Origin of the sequence: Vreelandella sedimenti (genome assembly GCF_013416325.1) — a bacterium.
Classification (GTDB): Bacteria; Pseudomonadota; Gammaproteobacteria; order Pseudomonadales; family Halomonadaceae; genus Vreelandella; species Vreelandella sedimenti.
Map to the genome: position 1 here is coordinate 26,825 of NZ_JACCGK010000024.1, position 17,473 is coordinate 44,297.

Consider the following 17,473-nt stretch of genomic DNA (forward strand, 5'->3'; position numbering starts at 1 on the left):
TTGACCTTAAGCGACTCTAGCGCTCTATATCGGCATCGCTGCGCAGGTCATCAATCAATCCCTGCAACACCGATTGGGCACGCAACTGCTCTGCCATTTGCGAAACAAATGTCTCCATCTGCTCATCGACCTCACCTACACTGACGCTATCAAGCGCTACCACAGCCACTCCTTGCGGCAGTTCAACCGTGCGATAGACGTTCTCACCCTCTTCAGGGCGTTCCATGCGGAAGACTTCCTGTACAATCAGTTGAGGCACAGTGCTATCGGCTTGGCGGCTTACGCTGTTGGCTTCGAGCCAATCAACATCTGCCGACTGACCGTCTCGCAAACTTGCAACCAACGCTTGCGCCTCTTCACTCAGCGCCTCTTGCTGCTGTTCTGCGGCCACTGACATTTCAACATCTTCGCGCACTTCATCAAGCGGCAGCAGAGTCGCATCACGCTGCTCAGCAACCCGCAGTACCAAGCGACGATCCTGATCCAGCTCAATCACTTCGCTGTTGTAGCCCTCTTCAAATACGTCGTTGCTAAAGGCCGCCGACATTACGCCAGGTTCAGATAGCACCCCGTCAGCCTCATCATCACGAGCAAGCCAATCACTCTCCTGCAGCGTTAGGTCGAGTTCATCGGCAACGCTCTGCAAGTCGTCGGCAGCGAAGCTTTCATCGATCAGTTGTTGAACCCGCTGGTTAAACTCATCATCTATGTCACGCAGCGCCACTTCCCGCGCTAGCTCATCGCGCTGCTCTTCAAAAGTAGGGCCCTGAATGTCCGTCACCTGGATAATGTGGAAAGCGTTATCCAACTCAACAGGTTGGGATACATCGCCCTCTTCGAGACCAAAGGCCGCTTCGTCAAAGGCGTCGCCAAAGAAGCCACGGCTGATCACACCAAGATCACCGCCCTCTTCTGCGCTAGCCGTGTCGTCAGAATAGCGCAAGGCGGTATCTGTAAACGAATCACCGCTGTCCAGCGCTTCCCGAGCGGTCTCGGCTAATTGCTGCGCTTCATCGCGAGTGCGCTCATTGCCAAAGGTGATCATGATATGAGACACACGGCGGTCAGCATCGCGATTTTGCTCGCGCCAGGCGTCACGCAAAGCCTCTTCATCCACGTCACGGCCTTCTGCCATGGCCTGGCGATCAATCAGCACATACTCAAGACGCACCTGCTCTGGGCGCTCATAACGCTCCTGGTGGGCATCGTAATATGCTTGGAGATCGTCATCGCTAACGCTGATATCGGCGTCCACATCGTCACCATCCAGCACTATATAGCGGAAACTACGCTGCTGGCGCTGTAATTTGGCTAGGCGATCTTGCTCGTTCGGCAGGCTAAAATCACTGAAGGCTAAGCCTTGCTGTAAATGCTGTCGCTGTATATCGACGCGTAACTCTTCACGAAAGGAGATCGGTGTATAGCCAGCACCGGCGAGACGATTTCGGAACACCTCTGCAGAAAAACGGCCATCCTGATCATGAAATTCCGGCAGGCTGACAATTAACTGATCCAATTGCTGTTCAGAAACGGCAAAACCACCCTCTTCTGCATACTGGGACAGCAGTTGCTGAGTGATAAGCTGATCAAGCATATCGTTGCGCAAGGCACGCTCTTGCTCAGGCGGCACTTGCCCTGAACGCAGCGCGCGCTGAACCTCTAGCTCAACTTGCTGACGCATAATCGGCTGTCCGTTGACGCTCGCCACTTCGTCCGGATCGCTGCCAAAAAGCCCAAACAGTGACTCAATCCCGAAAAGTGCCATGGCCGCGACCATGACACCGATAATAATTTTGGCACCCCAGCTCCTGGAGCCATCTCGAATACTTTGCAGCATGCTAGCCTCAGATAGTCACAGCCAAACAGATCGGCCCGCTAAACCCAAATAAAAAGTGGGCCAGAAAATAACATGGGCGCATCGCCAATGCGATGCGCCCATTAGGTTACAGCAAACGCGGTCAAATTAGTTGACGGCGTCTTTCAGCGCTTTACCTGCTTTGAAGCTGGGTACTTTGGCGGCACTGATCTGGATTGGCTGACCCGTTTGTGGGTTACGGCCAGTACGAGCAGCACGCTCTTTGATCGCGAAGGTACCAAAACCTACCAGAGATACGCTTTCGCCTTTCTTAAGGCTATCGGTGACAGACTCCACCATGGCATCCAATGCGCGGGTTGCCGCTGCTTTCGGAATATCTGCAGACGCGGCAATGGCTTCAATCAGCTCGGACTTATTCACTCTTCACCCCTTGACTGTTTCAAAAAATGGCTCTGAACGGCATGGTCACCGATGGATACGACGATCAAAGCATAGCTGCGTTTTATAGCAATGCCTTGAAACATCTGTCAAGCAACCATGCCGCGAGATACCCGCTACCCAAAGCAGCGGGCAAATATTAAGTAAAATTAAAGACCAGCGAGGACTTTAACAGCTTAATGGGTACTAGCAACAACGGTATTACTAAACGATGCTTCGGTACTTTTCAATGGTGCACCGTCTTCTACCTTATCAGCTAGCGCTACGGCTAAGACATCATCTATCCAGCGTACCGGACGAATATCCAATGCGCCTTTGATATTGTCAGGTACTTCCTTGAGATCACGGCGGTTTTCTTCAGGAATTAGCACTGTCTTTATACCACCGCGACGGGCTGCCAGCAATTTCTCCTTCAACCCGCCTATCGGTAATACCTCACCGCGCAGATTGACTTCACCGGTCATTGCCACGTCGCAGCGTACCGCACGCTGGGTGTATGCGGAAACAATCGCCGTCACCATGGCAATACCTGCGCTGGGTCCATCTTTAGGCGTTGCCCCTTCAGGAACGTGGATATGCAGATCCTCTTTTTCGAACCGCTCGGGATCAATGCCATACGCTTCTGCCCTGGCGCGCACCACCGTATGAGCGGCACTCACCGACTCTTTCATTACATCGCCAAGTGAACCGGTCTTGTTAATTCGCCCTTTACCCGGCGTCACAACAGACTCGATGTTAAGTAATTCGCCGCCCACCGATGTCCAGGCAAGCCCTGTCACTCGGCCGATCTGATCGTCTTGTTCCGCTAAGCCGTAGCTGTAGCGGCGAACGCCTGCATAGTGCTCAATTTGCTCAGCCGTTAAGCTCTGCCCTGTCTGGTCAACTTGCGGCTCACGCTCTTTTTCAAGCCGTTCTCGCAGCACTTTACGCGACACTTTGGCAATCTGCCTTTCTAGCTCACGCACACCCGCCTCTCGCGTGTAGTAACGAATAAGCTCTAAAAGTGCGCTATCTTCCAGCGTTAACTCATCGCTTTTCAAGCCGTTTGCGGCTAATTGCTTAGGTAATAAGTAACGTTTAGCGATCGCCAGCTTCTCATCTTCGGTGTAACCCGGCAGACGAATAATCTCCATGCGATCAAGCAATGCACTGGGAATATTCATCGAGTTAGCAGTGCAGATGAACAGCGTCTCAGAGAGATCGTAATCAAGCTCCAGGTAGTGATCGCTAAAGCTGTTGTTCTGTTCAGGATCGAGCACTTCGAGCAGCGCAGAGGCAGGGTCACCGCGGTGATCCATGCCCAGCTTGTCGACCTCATCCAAAAGAAATAACGGGTTTTTAACCCCTGCTCTGCTCATCCGCTGCATCAACTTGCCTGGCAATGAGCCAATATAGGTACGCCGATGGCCGCGAATTTCCGACTCATCGCGGACGCCCCCCAGGGCTAAGCGTACATATTTACGATTGGTGGCACGGGCAATGGACTGGCCAAGCGAGGTCTTACCCACCCCAGGCGGCCCGACGAGACATAGCACTGGGCCTTTCATCTTGCGCACGCGCTTCTGTACGGCAAGATATTCCAGGATGCGCGCCTTGACCTCCTCCAGGCCGTAATGATCTTCATCAAGCACCTGCTGCGCTTTGACGAGATCATGCTTTACCCGGGTACGCTTTTTCCATGGAACAGCGACTAACCAATCCAGGTAGGAACGCACTACGGTCGCTTCAGCGGAGTTTGAGGCCATCATTTTAAGCTTATTAAGCTCTTGAGTGGCTTTCTCAGACGCCTCTTTCGGCATACCGGACTCTTTAATCGCCAGCTCGTACTTCTCAGTCTCGTTGGGCACATTATCCAGCTCACCCATCTCTTTCTGGATAGCTTTCATCTGCTCATTGAGGTAGTACTCGCGCTGGGTCTTTTCCATCTGCTCTTTGACACGCGAGCGGATGCGCTTCTCTACTTGCAGTAGGTCGATTTCAGACTCGATCAGCGCCATCAGATGCTCAATACGATCGCGCACCCGATCCATCTCAAGCAGCTCTTGCTTGTCGCCAATTTTAAGCGACAGGTGGGCACAAATGGTGTCCACCAAGCGGCTTGGATCTTCAATCCCCGACAGCGAATTAAGCACTTCGTTGGGGACTTTTTTGGAGAGTTTGACGTACTGCTCGAACTGATTGAGCAACACTCGTACCAGCGCTTCCTGTTCACGACTGGTCAGCGGTTCACTCTCTCGGGGCGTTAAATGCGCCTGGGTGTAGCCTGCGGCATTCTCTTCGACATTGAGAACATCCGCTCGGAAATTCCCCTCAATGAGTACCTTGACCGTGCCATCGGGCAACTTAAGCAGTTGCATGATATCGGCCACGGTGCCCATAGCGTAAAGATCCGCATTGTCAGGCTCATCTTGAGACGCTTCACGCTGAGCCACCAGTAGCACACGTTTATCAGCCTCCATCGCCGCTTCGAGCGCCTGGATAGACTTTTCACGACCTACAAAAAGGGGTATGACCATTTGCGGATAAACAACCACATCGCGCAATGGCAAAAGGGGTAGACATTGTGTCTGTTCGGCGTTCTGCTGCATCGCAGACGTTCCTCGACAAATCGGATGAGTACTTAAAAGAGTACTTAGAAAAGTACTGCACACTTTTCAAAATGCTGGCGTCTAGACGTTAGCATTGAATAGGCTAGGCAGTAACACTTCACGAATTAGGCTTTATAGCTCTCTAGCTAGAGAACCAGGCTTCACAACACGCTTTATAAGGGCTCTCTCTACAGCAGAGCTCTACAAGAACACCCTACAACAACAAGGGGTCGCCTTGGCGACCCCTTGATTTAGCGCAAGCGGTTGAAGCTGGGCCGCGATACTCGACTAGCCACTAACCATCAGTGCCGTCGACACGTGCATCTTCCTGCTGAGAGTAGATCAACAGAGGTTCGCTTTCTCCGGCTATCACAGATCCGTCGATGACGACCTTGCTAACACCTTCAAGCGAAGGAATTTCGTACATGGTATCCAACAGTACCGACTCTAGAATAGAGCGCAGTCCGCGAGCACCTGTCTTACGCTCCATGGCTTTTTCAGCCACTGCACGTAACGCTTCATCTCTGAATTCTAGCGTTACATCTTCCATTTCAAACAGTTTGGCGTACTGCTTAACCAGCGAATTCTTCGGTTCTGTAAGAATCTGCACCAGGGCGTCTTCCGTGAGCTCCATCAGTGTTGCGATGATGGGCAGACGCCCCACAAACTCTGGAATCAAGCCAAATTTAACCAGATCATCAGGCTCTACGTCGGCCAGCAGTTCACCCACCCCACGGGAGGACTCTTTGCTTTTCACCGCCGCATTGAAGCCGATGCCGCCTTTCTCAGCGCGGTCACGAATAACTTTATCCAGCCCTGCAAAAGCACCGCCTACGATAAACAGAATGTTGCCCGTATTGACTTGAACAAACTCCTGCTGGGGGTGTTTGCGTCCGCCTTGAGGCGGCACGGAAGCTGTCGTTCCTTCAATAAGCTTCAGCAGTGCTTGCTGAACGCCTTCACCCGAGACATCACGGGTAATAGAAGGGTTATCCGACTTACGTGAAATCTTGTCGATTTCATCGATATAAACAATGCCACGCTCGGCTTTCTCGACGTCGTAATCGCACTTCTGCAATAGCTTCTGGATGATGTTTTCGACATCTTCACCAACATAGCCGGCTTCCGTCAGCGTGGTTGCATCCGCAATGGTAAAAGGTACATTCAGTAACCGTGCCATGGTTTCCGCAAGCAGCGTTTTACCGCTACCGGTGGGGCCAATCAACAGAATGTTTGATTTACCCAGCTCTACGTCGCCGTCGCGTACATCTGTTTTCAAACGCTTATAGTGGTTATATACCGCTACGGAAAGCACCATTTTGGCGCGATCCTGTCCGATAACGTAGTCATCAAGCGTATGACGTATTTCGCGTGGCGTAGGTAAACGCTCCTCATCGCTCTCGGCATCGGCTTCGAGAACTTCTTCGCGAATGATGTCATTACACAAGTCGACACACTCATCGCAGATATAGACGGATGGGCCCGCAATCAGCTTACGTACTTCGTTTTGGTTTTTGCCACAAAACGAGCAGTAGAGCAGTTTGCCACCTTCGTCTTTGCCTTTGCCGTCGGCCATTCGCATACCTCTATCACTGCGGCGGCTTTCGCCGCCGGAAAAGCTCGTTAGATAAAGCAGAATCCTATCACGCTATCAGGATGTAGGCCGCTTATCCAGCACTGCATCAATCAGGCCATACTCTTTGGCTTGATTGGCGCTCATGAAATTATCCCGATCGGTATCACGTGAGACAGCGTCAATTTCCTGGCCCGTGTGGTGGGCAAGAATTTGGTTCAACTTCTCGCGAATACCCAGAATTTCACGGGTATGAATTTCAATGTCAGACGCTTGGCCTTGGTAACCACCCAGCGGCTGGTGAATCATGACGCGTGAGTTGGGCAGGCAGAAACGCTTGCCAGCAGCACCCGCTGTCAATAACAGTGCACCCATGCTGGCCGCCTGACCAATACACACCGTAGAGACATCCGGCTTCACAAACTGCATAGTGTCATAAATCGACATACCCGCGGTGACCGAACCACCTGGTGAGTTAATATACAGGTGAATATCTTTATCGGGGTTTTCCGATTCCAGGAACAGCAGTTGGGCAACAACCAGATTAGCCATGTAGTCTTCTACAGGGCCTACCAAAAAGATCACACGCTCTTTTAACAGGCGTGAGTAAATGTCGTAGGCTCTTTCCCCTTTGGCGCTCTGCTCAACCACCATGGGCACTAAACCGCCGGCGTTTTGAATATCAAACTCACTCATTCAGGTGATTCCTTGCGTCCGGGAAGGGAAAGGCGCACCGACATATAGGTGCGCCACGTTCCAGGGTGTTAGGCGCTCGCTTGCTCGCCCTCTTCAGCACCCTCATCTTGCTCTGCCTGCTGCTGCGCAGCGGCAAGGGCTTGCTGATAAGACATTTCAACGTCTTTAATGTTCGTTTGCTCAAGCAGCTTAGCCACCGCTTTCTCTTCGAGAATGGCAGATTTCACTTGGGTTTTCATCTGCTCGTTACCCATGTAGTAGCTAACCACTTCATCAGGATCTTGGTACTGCTCAGCAAGCTCGGTTACTTTTGCTTTGATAGCGTCATCATCGGCATCGAGTTCGTTAGCTTTGATCACTTCAGCCAGCAACAAGCCAACCTGAACGCGGCCTTTGGCCTGCTCTTCAAATAGTTCGTTGGGCAACTGGCTGACATCAAAATCTTCGCCTAAACCAAACTGCTGCGCCGCTTGGCGCTTCATGCCGTCAGTCTCTTGCTGAACGAGTGCGCTAGGCACAGGAATTTCGTTAACCTTTTTCAGCGCATCGAGCACTTGCTGCTTAACCCGGTTATCAACGGCTTGCGACGCTTCACGGGTCATGTTCTTCTTGATTTCAGCGCGGAATTTTTCCTGATCGCCGCCCTCAACGCCAAAACGCTCAATAAACTCAGCGTCTACTTCGGGCAATTTCTGGCTGCTGACTTTATGTACGGTTACCTTGAAGGTGGCTTCTTTACCGGCTAAATGCTCGGCCTGGTAATCCTCAGGGAAGGTGACGTTAAGGGTCTTCTCTTCGCCCGCTTTAGCGCCAATTAACTGCTCTTCAAAGCCAGGAATAAAGCTATTGGAACCAATGACTAGCGTGTGGCCTTCGGCGCTACCGCCTTCAAACGGCTCATCACCAATATAACCCTGGAAGTCGATAGTGACTTGATCGCCGTCAGCTGCAGCGGCGTCCACTTCTTCCCAGGCTGCATTTTGCTTACGCAGCGTATCGATCATCTCATCGACATCCGCATCACTAACCGAAACCACCGGACGCTCAATCTCTGTACCTTCGATAGAGTTAAGCTCAACCTGCGGGTAGATCTCCATAACCGCAACGAACTCTAGATCTTTACCTGACTCATTGACCGATGGCTCAATTTGCGGGAAGCCAGCAGGGTTCAGCCCCTCTTCGGTAATAGCACGCACATAACGCTCGCGCATTACTTCGCTGACAACCTCGTTACGTACGTCTTGGCCGTAGCGCTGCTGAACTACTGCCATTGGCACCCGGCCCTGGCGAAAACCATTCAAGCGAACGTTCTTCGCAGTGTCTTTCAAGCGAGCGCTAACGGCCCCGTCAATTTCGGCCGCCGGCACTTGAATGGTAATGCGGCGTTCGATCTGGGAGGTCGTCTCGACAGAAACTTGCATGAATTGTCCTCTAACGGCTGGGCGTTGTGTTGATTGCATATAATAAGTTCAAGGGGGCAATTTTAAGAACCCCAACGCATAGTGGCAAGCGCCATGCTCGCAACATGGGGGCAGTGATTTTAAAAACAAGGGAATAAGCGAGCAATTAACCACTTTAAGGCGTGTTTAGCTTCATTATTCGCCCCACGCTGCGTAATTTCTACCATTCTACTGCTTTGTGCGTCTTGCAGCGACTTTTTCAATCACTACCGCAAAAAAGCTAACTTGCATGACGCTCACCCGACCACCATAAGCTTAGCGCATGGAGAAGCACCCCAAGCGTAGCACCATGAGAAATGAACACCTGCCAACTGATCCAGTCCGTAAACAGCGCATGCCAGCCACCCATCACCACCATTCCCAGCAGCAGCATAACGACTAACCGTTTACATAGTTGTGGCAGACGGCGACGCGCTTCCACGGCCAGTAAGCGCCACTGAACAATCGCCGCAAAAGCCACCAGTGCTAAGGCGAAGATAATCAGCGTCTGGCGGGTTTCATGCCCTCCCGCCATGTAGCGAGGCAGAGTTGCCAGCATAACGACACATAAGCCCAGCGCAACGCTGATGCGCTCAGGCGAGGTGGGCGCTCGCTGCATCGCTCAAGCTACCTCTAATTGCTGGGCAACGATCCACTCTTCCACCCAGGGCACAGCAGCATCGTCGGCCATAAATGTCTCCATGGCGTCGATCTCTAGGCGCTCCCCTAAACGCGTCGCGCCATGATCCGCCAGCAATTCATCAAGCGCGCGGCCAGCACCACAAAATGTATCACCATACGAGCTATCACCGAGTGCAATGAGTCCATAGCGAAGTGTAGTAAGTGCGGGACTTTGGTCACGCAACTGTCGGACAAAGGGCACAAAACTGCCGGGAAAATCACCACTACCAGTGGTCGATACACAAAAAAGCGCCAAATCGGCGTCACCGTTGGCAATATCATCGACAGATGGCTGTTCAACAATCTCCACAGCGTAACCTGCCTGTTCAAATAGGGGCTTCACCTGCTCTGCCACATCAAGGGCACCGCCATACATGGTACCCACCAAAATATTTAGCTTCGGCATCGTCACTCCCCTGTCAAAGTGTCACAGTGCCAACCGTCAAGTCGACAAATACCTGATGAATTTGCTCAAATATTAACATGGCTGGCTAGAATGAGACACATCGCCCAAACGGGTGACTTACACGCAGCGCACAGGAGTGGCTATGCAGCAAACCTTCGAGGCTTGGATCACCCCGCTAATGATTAGCGGCCTGATCATATTTATGTGTTTTATTATCTGGGATTTGGCCAAAAAATCGAACGCAGGCAAATTTGGCACCATCATGCTGTTTGTGGTGCTCGGCGCAGGCATGCTGGGTTACGTCATTAAGGTGGTGATTACCTGGCTAATCGAAGGTGGCGGCATGCAGGGGTAACAAAAGCCATCATTCCACAGGCGCGCTTATCACTACACTCATCACAACAACGCCCATCATAAAAGAGAAAAGGAGCGCCCGAAGGCACTCCTTTTTTATGAAGGGGAGTCTTGCATGAAACGAGAGCAGCTACTGACCTGTGAGTAACAGCATTTCTCAAACCAAAAGACTATTCACCGCCTTCATAGTGCTCGACCTGCTGCTTAAGCTTCTGCCCTGGGCGAAACGTCACGACTCTTCGAGCAGAAATGGGAATTTCTTCACCGGTTTTGGGGTTACGCCCTGGCCGCTCGCGTTTATCTCGCAGATCAAAGTTACCAAAACCCGATAGCTTTACCTGTTCGTTCTCACGAAGGCAGGCTCTAATCTCTTCAAAAAAAGCTTCGACCATAGCCTTCGCTTCTCGTTTGGACAGGGCTAGCTCTGCATGCAAATGTTCGGCTAGCTCTGCTTTGGTCAACGCACCCATAAGGCTTCTCCTTATCCTTGAAGCAAACACAGCAACAAACGCTCTGTACCAAACGTACAGTAGCAAACGCATTGCCAAGAACGTGATAAGCATCGTGGCGTAGCCCAGGCACTCACATAGCTACTTAATTAGCCGCGCAGCTCAGCATCTAACTTGACACGCACTTGTGTCACAATTGAATCAACCAACTGATTGATTTCCTCGTCGTTTAGCGTGCGCGATGGATGCTGCCAGGTCAAGCCCAAAGCAATACTCTTGTGCTCTTCGGCCACGCCTTTACCTGAATAGACGTCAAATAGCTTGATATCTTGCAGATACTCACCTGCTTGTTGCTTGGCGCAATCCAACAGCGCCTGCACAGGAGTCGCCTCTTTGAGTATAAACGCCAAATCACGGCGCACCTCAGGAAAGCGTGATAACGGCTCAAAGGCAGGAATACGGCCTTGGCTAAGCGCATCCAGGCGCACTTCAAACAGCACGGCATCCATCTTTAACCCTAGCGTTGCGCGAACCTGTGGGTGCAGGGTGCCAATCCAGCCTGCTGGCTCTCCTCGGTGCTGCAGTTGCGCGCACTGCCCAGGATGAAGAGCTGGGTGCTCTGCAGGTTCAAAGCGCCATGCGTCAGCGTCACCGCCCAAGGCCAGAACACTCTCCAAATCGCCTTTTAGATCGTAGAAATCCACCCGCCCTTTCGCATCACTCCAGCCCTCGGCTTCCCGCGCCCCACAGACCAAGGCACCAAGCATCGGGACTTGTGACAACGCATCCAGTTCGCCGTTGAAGACTAGCCCGGTTTCAAACAGCCGTACGCGGGTTTGCTGCCGGTTAAGATTATACTCCATGGCGCGCACCAAGCCGGGAAACAAACTAGCACGCATCACCGACAAATCAGCCGAGATAGGGTTAGCTAGCGCGGGGCTTACGGCGTCGGGCAGCATGGTCGCTTGCAGCTCGGGAGCCACAAAGCTGTAGGTAATCGCCTCTTGAAAACCGCGGGCAACCATCTGGCAGCGCAGTCTTGCCAGGGTAAGCGTTGCCTCGTCTGCTGAACGGAGCGCCAAGCGTGCCGCCGGCCGGCGCACCGGCAAATTATTGTAGCCATGGATACGCGCTACTTCTTCGATGAGATCCTCTTCGATGGCCAGATCAAAACGCCAACTTGGCGCAGTGACTGCCCATCCGGCATCCTGCACGCTGACTTCAAGCCCTAGGCGTTGCAAGATATCGGTCACATCATCACTATCGAGAGCCTTGGAAAGCGCTTTTTCTAACCGCTCACTGCGCAAGAAAATAGCGCGCTCAGCAGGCATATGCTCAGCACTTTGCGCTTCAACAAGAGGCCCTGCTTGGCCGCCGCAGATATCAATCAAAAGCTGTGTGGCACGCTCAACGGCAACTGGCGTCAATTGTGGATCGACGCCGCGCTCAAAACGGTGCGATGCATCAGTGTGCAGCCCGTAGGAGCGCGCCTGGCCCGCAATGGCAAGCGGGGTAAAGAACGCTGATTCCAGGAAAATAGTCTGGGTATTTTCATTAACGCCGGAGTTTTCCCCACCCATCACACCTGCCATGGCTAGCGGGCCTGAGCTGTCGGCAATGATCAATGTCTCGGGGCGCAGCGCCATATCGCTACCATCAAGCAGTGTTAGCCATTCGCCCGGCTTGGCCATGCGAACCACTATGCCCTCTTGCAGGTTGTGGCGGTCAAAGGCGTGCATCGGCTGGCCCAATTCCAGCATGACGTAGTTGGTAATATCCACCACTGGGTCAATCGAGCGCACGCCACTGCGGCGAAGACGCTCTACCATCCACAGAGGTGTTTCAGCCTTAACATTAACGCCCTTGATTACGCGGCCAATATAGCGCGGGCACTGCTCTGGTGCCTCTATGCTCACCGCGAAGCTATCCTCAACTTCCGCGACCACCGGTGCGATTACGGGCCCGTTAACCGGCAAACGGTTAAGCACGCCGACTTCTCGTGCTATCCCCTTAATACTCAGACAGTCTCCCCGGTTGGGCGTCAGATCGACCTCAAACGTCATGTCATTAAGATGCATGAACTCTCTGAAATCGACCCCCACCGTCGCAGATGACGACAGCACCAGGATGCCGGGTGAGGCCTCTTCTTCAAGCCCTAGCTCCGATGCAGAGCAAATCATCCCGCGCGACTCAACGCCGCGTAGCTTGGCTTTTTTGATTTTAAAATCACCTGGCAGCACGCCACCCACCTGGGCAAAGGGGATTTTCTGACCAACATCAACATTGGGCGCACCGCAGACAACCTGCACAGGCTCGCCACTACCGTCATCAACGGTGCACACATTGAGCTTATCCGCGTCAGGGTGCTTCTCTTTACTCAGCACCTCAGCCACCACCACACCACTGAATGCGGCAGCTACCGACTCAATAGTGTCAACTTCCAAGCCCGCCATGGTGATTTGGTCGGCTATTGCCTGCGTTTCAAGCTGCGGCGAGACCCACTCACGCAGCCACTGTTCTGAAAATTTCATCGTTGATCCTGTATTCGGCGGCGGTCTTAAGCGAATTGACGTAAAAAACGCAGATCGTTTTCAAAGAACAGGCGTAAATCATTCACGCCGTAGCGCAGCATTGCCAAACGCTCAGCCCCCATTCCGAAGGCAAAACCGGTATAGCGCTCGGTATCAATACCCGAGTGACGAAAGACTTCAGGATGCACCATGCCGCATCCCATCACTTCCAGCCAGCCGCTGTGGGAACAGACACGGCAGCCTGCCCCACTACACATCACACACTGAATATCCACCTCGGCGGAGGGTTCAGTAAATGGAAAGTAGGAAGGACGGAAACGCACCGAAAGATCGTCTCGCTCAAAAAATGCCTGCAGAAAGTCTTCGATCGTCCCTTTAAGGTCGGCAAAGCTAACGCCCTCATCGACCAGCAGACCCTCGACTTGATGGAACATGGGTGTGTGGGTCAGGTCTGAGTCGCTGCGATACACGCGCCCCGGGCAAACAATACGGATGGGAGGCTCACTGCCTTTCATCGTGCGCACTTGCACCGGCGAGGTGTGAGTACGTAGCAGGCGCGTGGCATCAAAATAGAAGGTGTCAGCCATACCGCGAGCGGGATGGTGGGCAGGAATATTGAGAGCTTCGAAATTGTGATAGTCATCCTCAATCTCAGGCCCTACCGCCACATCATAACCAATACGAGTGAACAGCCCCTCTATGCGCTCAAGCGTACGTGTCACAGGGTGCAGGCCGCCTTCGGCTTGGCCACGCCCAGGTAAAGTGACATCGATACTCTCTGCGGCCAAACGAGCATTCAGCGCAGCGCTTTCAAGCTGCTGGCGCTTGGCATCAATTTCGTCGGCTAGGGTTTGCTTGGCCTGATTAATACGCTCACCCGCTACCGGGCGCTCTTCGGCTGACAGTTTTCCCAGACCTTTCAGCAAGGCAGTTACCTCACCTTTCTTACCTAAGTAGCGTACTCGTAACTCGTCTAGTGCGGCGACACTCTGCGCAGCCTGAATGGCGTCGCGAGCCTCAGATACCAGAGTAGGAAGGTGATCCATCCGTTTCACTCCGAATTAAGCGGTGTCCATCCCTGAAGATGGCGTGGCACGTTGAAGGTGACAAAAAAACAGGGGAAGAGCGGCTGCTCTTCCCCTGGATGGGTCACTCTTAAATGACCTCAGGCACGTTGCACGGGCAAAAGCCCAGCACAAACTACCTTATTGGGCAGCCTTGGCTTTTTCCACGATGGCAGCAAATGCAGCCTTCTCGTGTACTGCCAAATCGGCCAATACTTTACGGTCGATTTCGATACCGGCTTTCTTAAGACCGCCAACAAAGCGGCTGTAAGACATACCGTTAACACGCGCACCAGCGTTAATACGCTGGATCCATAGCGCACGGAACTGGCGCTTACGGTTGCGACGGTCACGGTAAGCGTACTGACCAGCTTTGATAACGGCTTGCTTGGCAACGCGGAAAACGCGTGAACGGGCACCGTAGTAACCTTTAGCAAGCTTCAATACTTTTTTATGGCGACGACGCGCTACTACGCCACGTTTAACTCGAGTCATAACACACTCCTGACTTTAAGGCTGGGGCAAAAAATTGTGCACCCAGAAAAACGAAAACCCGACTTATAGATTCGGCAGCATACGCTGGATGAGCGCTTTGTCAGACGCGTGAATTTGCTTCATTCCACGCAGTTGACGCTTACGCTTGGTCGTCTTCTTGGTCAAGATGTGGCTACGGTGAGACTGCTTGTGCTTAAAGCCATTAGCAGTCTTCTTGAAGCGCTTAGCAGCGCCGCTGTTGCTTTTGATTTTCGGCATGAGGAAAACTCCGCTCGATATTTTTTAGAAAACCCAGGGCCAACCACCATATTAACGGTGGTCCGTTTAAAACGCCGTTGGATCACTTCTTTTTCGGGGCAATAATCATGATCATCTGGCGGCCTTCCATTTTCGGGAAAGCCTCTACCGCTCCGATCTCTTCCAGGTCTGCCGCGATCCTTTCCATCAGTTTACGTCCGATGTCCTGGTGCGCCATTTCACGACCACGAAAGCGCAGTGTGACTTTGCCCTTGTCACCACCTTCCAAAAAGCGCGTCAGGTTTTTAAGCTTGACCTGATAATCGCCTTCATCGGTGCCAGGACGGAACTTGACTTCCTTAACCTGGATTTGCTTCTGCTTCTTCTTTTGAGCCGCTTTCTGCTTTTTGGTCTCAAAAACGAATTTGCCGTAATCCATAATCTTACAGACGATGGGATCGGCATTCGAAATTTGCACGAGATCTAGGCTTTCAGATTCAGCACGCTCAAGCGCTTCGGTGGTGGGCACTACACCCAACTGCTCACCGTCGCTACCAATAAGGCGTACTTCTTCTTCGACAATTCGCTCGTTCATTGGTGGGCGTTTGTCTGCTGGACGCCCGCGCTGGTTGCTTCTCTTGATCGTTCCGTCTCCTTAGGCAATTGACGATGTCGCCAGGGCTGCTCTCTCGGCAGTATGGCGTTCAATAAATTCATCGACCGTCATTGTACCGAGGTTTTCGCCGCTGCGTGTTCGCACGGCCACTGAGTCAGCTTCGACTTCCTTATCTCCCACCACAAGGAGATAGGGAACTTTCTGTAATGTATGCTCACGGATTTTAAAGCCGATCTTCTCGTTCCTCAAGTCCGCTTTAACACGCAAGCCACTTTTTTGCAGACGTTTCTCCAATTCGAGCGCATATTCACGCTGAGAATCAGTAATTGTCATAACAACCGCCTGCTGAGGCGCAAGCCATAATGGCATAGCGCCCGCATAATGTTCAATCAAGATGCCAATGAAGCGCTCCATGGAGCCTACAATAGCACGATGCAGCATTACCGGCGACTTGCGCTGACCTTCTTCAGTCACATACTGAGCCCCAAGCCGCTCTGGCATCATAAAATCGACTTGCATAGTGCCGACCTGCCACTCACGCCCCAGACAGTCTTTCATATGATATTCAATCTTGGGGCCGTAGAACGCGCCTTCACCAGGAAGTTCCTGCCATTCAACGCCACAGGTTTTCAATGCGCTACGCAGCGCATCTTCTGCCCGATCCCAAACCTCATCACTTCCAATGCGTTTTTCCGGGCGAAGAGCAATTTTAATAGCTATATCTTCAAAGCCGAAATCACTATACACCTTTAGCGCTTGGCGATGGAAATCAGTCACTTCAGGCTCAACTTGAGCTTCAGTACAAAAAACATGGCCATCATCTTGCGTAAATGCCCGCACACGCATAATGCCGTGCAAAGCACCTGAAGGCTCGTTACGGTGGCATCCACCAAACTCACCAAAACGAACGGGCAATTCACGGTAGCTACGCAAACCAGAATTAAACACTTGAACATGTCCAGGGCAGTTCATCGGCTTAAGGGCATACTCACGCTTTTCGGATTCAGTAAAGAACATGCCGTCCGCGTAGTTATCCCAGTGCCCTGATTTCTTCCAAAGCGATACGTCCATAATCTGAGGACAGCGTATTTCTTGATAACCACCCTCTTTGTAGACGCCTCGCATATATTGTTCGATCTGCTGCCATAGCGCCCAACCGTTTGGGTGCCAAAATATCATCCCCGGCGCCTCTTCCTGCATGTGGAAGAGATCCAGCCGACGCGCCAACTTACGATGATCGCGCTTCTCCGCCTCTTCAAGACGTTTGACGTAAGCCTTAAGCTGTTTTTTATCACCCCATGCGGTGCCGTAGATACGCGTCAACATAGTATTTGCAGCGTCACCGCGCCAATAAGCACCGGCCAACTTGGTCAGCTTAAAGGCTTTTAAGTGGCGGGTATTCGGTACGTGGGGCCCGCGGCACATATCGGTGTATTCTTCGTGATGATAAAGCCGGATGGTCGCGTCATCGGGAATATCGCGAACAATTTCCTGCTTATAAGGTTCATCGCGGTGTAAAAAAGTCAGCATTGCCTGGTCACGATCAACATACTCGCGTACCACATCGTACTCACGCTCTATCAGTGCCTGCATACGCGCTTCGATGGCTTCCAGGTCTTCTGGAGTGACGGATTGACCAAACTCAATATCGTAGTAGAAACCATCTTCAATAACTGGCCCGATGGCCATTTTGGCCTCGGGGTACATCTGCTTAACCGCATGACCAATGAGGTGAGCGCAGGAGTGGCGAATAATTTCCAGCCCTTCAGCGTCACGAGCAGTAATTATTGCCACTGTTGCGTCTTGCTCAATCAGATCAGCGGCATCTACCAGCACACCATCGATCTTTCCAGCGATGCAGGCCTTAGCCAAACCAGGGCCAATGGATTCTGCCAGCTGCATAATGGTTAGCGGTGCTTCAAACGTCTTTTGACTGCCATCAGGCAGAGTAACAATAGGCATTCAGATTCCTTGAGCGCAGTGGTGATCCATACCAAGGATCACATATCGCTATCAATGGTCTTGGGAGAGGTGTAAATGTACCAATAAAAACAGCAGCAAGACTAGCAGACTTGCCGACGGCTTAAAAT

General features: G+C 52.2%; 16 protein-coding genes. 1 reads left to right on the forward strand and 15 read right to left on the reverse strand.

The genetic code is table 11. The annotated features are described in order from the left end of the window. Window positions 1–16: 16 nt before the first annotated feature. The 8 genes from HZU72_RS21250 to HZU72_RS21285 all read right to left on the reverse strand — a co-directional run bounded on the left by HZU72_RS21250 (window position 17) and on the right by HZU72_RS21285 (window position 9,637). Window positions 17–1,837, reverse strand: coding sequence for a SurA N-terminal domain-containing protein (locus HZU72_RS21250; RefSeq protein WP_180095700.1), 1,821 nt, complete (start codon window positions 1,835–1,837; stop codon window positions 17–19). Between the two features lie 126 nt (window positions 1,838–1,963). Beyond that, window positions 1,964–2,236 carry a non-specific DNA-binding protein Hbs gene (gene hbs / locus HZU72_RS21255; protein WP_007114333.1) on the reverse strand — a complete coding sequence of 91 codons (273 nt, stop codon included), beginning with the start codon at window positions 2,234–2,236 and terminating at the stop codon, window positions 1,964–1,966. A 194-nt stretch (window positions 2,237–2,430) separates the two neighbouring features. Then, window positions 2,431–4,842, reverse strand: a complete 2,412-nt coding sequence (gene lon, locus HZU72_RS21260) for an endopeptidase La (protein WP_180095702.1) — start codon at window positions 4,840–4,842, stop codon at window positions 2,431–2,433. A 295-nt stretch (window positions 4,843–5,137) separates the two neighbouring features. Further along, window positions 5,138–6,418 carry an ATP-dependent Clp protease ATP-binding subunit ClpX gene (gene clpX, locus HZU72_RS21265; RefSeq protein WP_022523306.1) on the reverse strand — a complete coding sequence of 427 codons (1,281 nt, stop codon included), beginning with the start codon at window positions 6,416–6,418 and terminating at the stop codon, window positions 5,138–5,140. Between the two features lie 75 nt (window positions 6,419–6,493). After that, a complete protein-coding gene (clpP, locus tag HZU72_RS21270) occupies window positions 6,494–7,111 on the reverse strand; it encodes an ATP-dependent Clp endopeptidase proteolytic subunit ClpP (RefSeq protein WP_180095704.1) in 618 nt (205 codons plus the stop codon). 68 nt (window positions 7,112–7,179) lie between these two features. Continuing rightward, window positions 7,180–8,532, reverse strand: a complete 1,353-nt coding sequence (gene tig, locus HZU72_RS21275) for a trigger factor (RefSeq protein ID WP_022523305.1) — start codon at window positions 8,530–8,532, stop codon at window positions 7,180–7,182. A gap of 259 nt (window positions 8,533–8,791) precedes the next feature. After that, complete coding sequence (locus HZU72_RS21280; RefSeq protein ID WP_180095706.1) at window positions 8,792–9,169, reverse strand: hypothetical protein; 378 nt, start codon at window positions 9,167–9,169, stop codon at window positions 8,792–8,794. A gap of 3 nt (window positions 9,170–9,172) precedes the next feature. Further along, window positions 9,173–9,637, reverse strand: coding sequence for a flavodoxin (locus HZU72_RS21285; RefSeq protein WP_180095708.1), 465 nt, complete (start codon window positions 9,635–9,637; stop codon window positions 9,173–9,175). A 142-nt stretch (window positions 9,638–9,779) separates the two neighbouring features. Between HZU72_RS21285 and HZU72_RS21290 the strand changes: the two genes are divergently transcribed. Next, window positions 9,780–9,992 carry a DUF2788 domain-containing protein gene (locus HZU72_RS21290; protein WP_022523302.1) on the forward strand — a complete coding sequence of 71 codons (213 nt, stop codon included), beginning with the start codon at window positions 9,780–9,782 and terminating at the stop codon, window positions 9,990–9,992. 169 nt (window positions 9,993–10,161) lie between these two features. Here the strand turns inward: HZU72_RS21290 and HZU72_RS21295 are convergent, their stop codons facing one another. The 7 genes from HZU72_RS21295 to thrS form a co-directional block, all read right to left on the reverse strand. Beyond that, a complete protein-coding gene (locus tag HZU72_RS21295; protein ID WP_022523301.1) occupies window positions 10,162–10,461 on the reverse strand; it encodes an integration host factor subunit alpha in 300 nt (99 codons plus the stop codon). A gap of 128 nt (window positions 10,462–10,589) precedes the next feature. After that, window positions 10,590–12,971 carry a phenylalanine--tRNA ligase subunit beta gene (gene pheT / locus HZU72_RS21300; RefSeq protein ID WP_180095710.1) on the reverse strand — a complete coding sequence of 794 codons (2,382 nt, stop codon included), beginning with the start codon at window positions 12,969–12,971 and terminating at the stop codon, window positions 10,590–10,592. Window positions 12,972–12,997: 26 nt separating this feature from the next. Beyond that, window positions 12,998–14,017: a phenylalanine--tRNA ligase subunit alpha gene (gene pheS, locus HZU72_RS21305; protein WP_180095711.1), complete on the reverse strand. Its 1,020-nt coding sequence runs from the start codon at window positions 14,015–14,017 to the stop codon at window positions 12,998–13,000. A gap of 159 nt (window positions 14,018–14,176) precedes the next feature. Further along, complete coding sequence (rplT, locus tag HZU72_RS21310) at window positions 14,177–14,530, reverse strand: 50S ribosomal protein L20 (protein WP_007114344.1); 354 nt, start codon at window positions 14,528–14,530, stop codon at window positions 14,177–14,179. Between the two features lie 63 nt (window positions 14,531–14,593). After that, on the reverse strand, window positions 14,594–14,788 hold the full coding sequence (rpmI, locus tag HZU72_RS21315; RefSeq protein ID WP_007114345.1) for a 50S ribosomal protein L35: 195 nt from the start codon (window positions 14,786–14,788) through the stop codon (window positions 14,594–14,596). An 82-nt stretch (window positions 14,789–14,870) separates the two neighbouring features. Further along, complete coding sequence (gene infC / locus HZU72_RS21320) at window positions 14,871–15,362, reverse strand: translation initiation factor IF-3 (protein ID WP_007114346.1); 492 nt, start codon at window positions 15,360–15,362, stop codon at window positions 14,871–14,873. 60 nt (window positions 15,363–15,422) lie between these two features. Further along, window positions 15,423–17,345 carry a threonine--tRNA ligase gene (gene thrS, locus HZU72_RS21325; RefSeq protein WP_180095713.1) on the reverse strand — a complete coding sequence of 641 codons (1,923 nt, stop codon included), beginning with the start codon at window positions 17,343–17,345 and terminating at the stop codon, window positions 15,423–15,425. Window positions 17,346–17,473 lie beyond the last annotated feature (128 nt).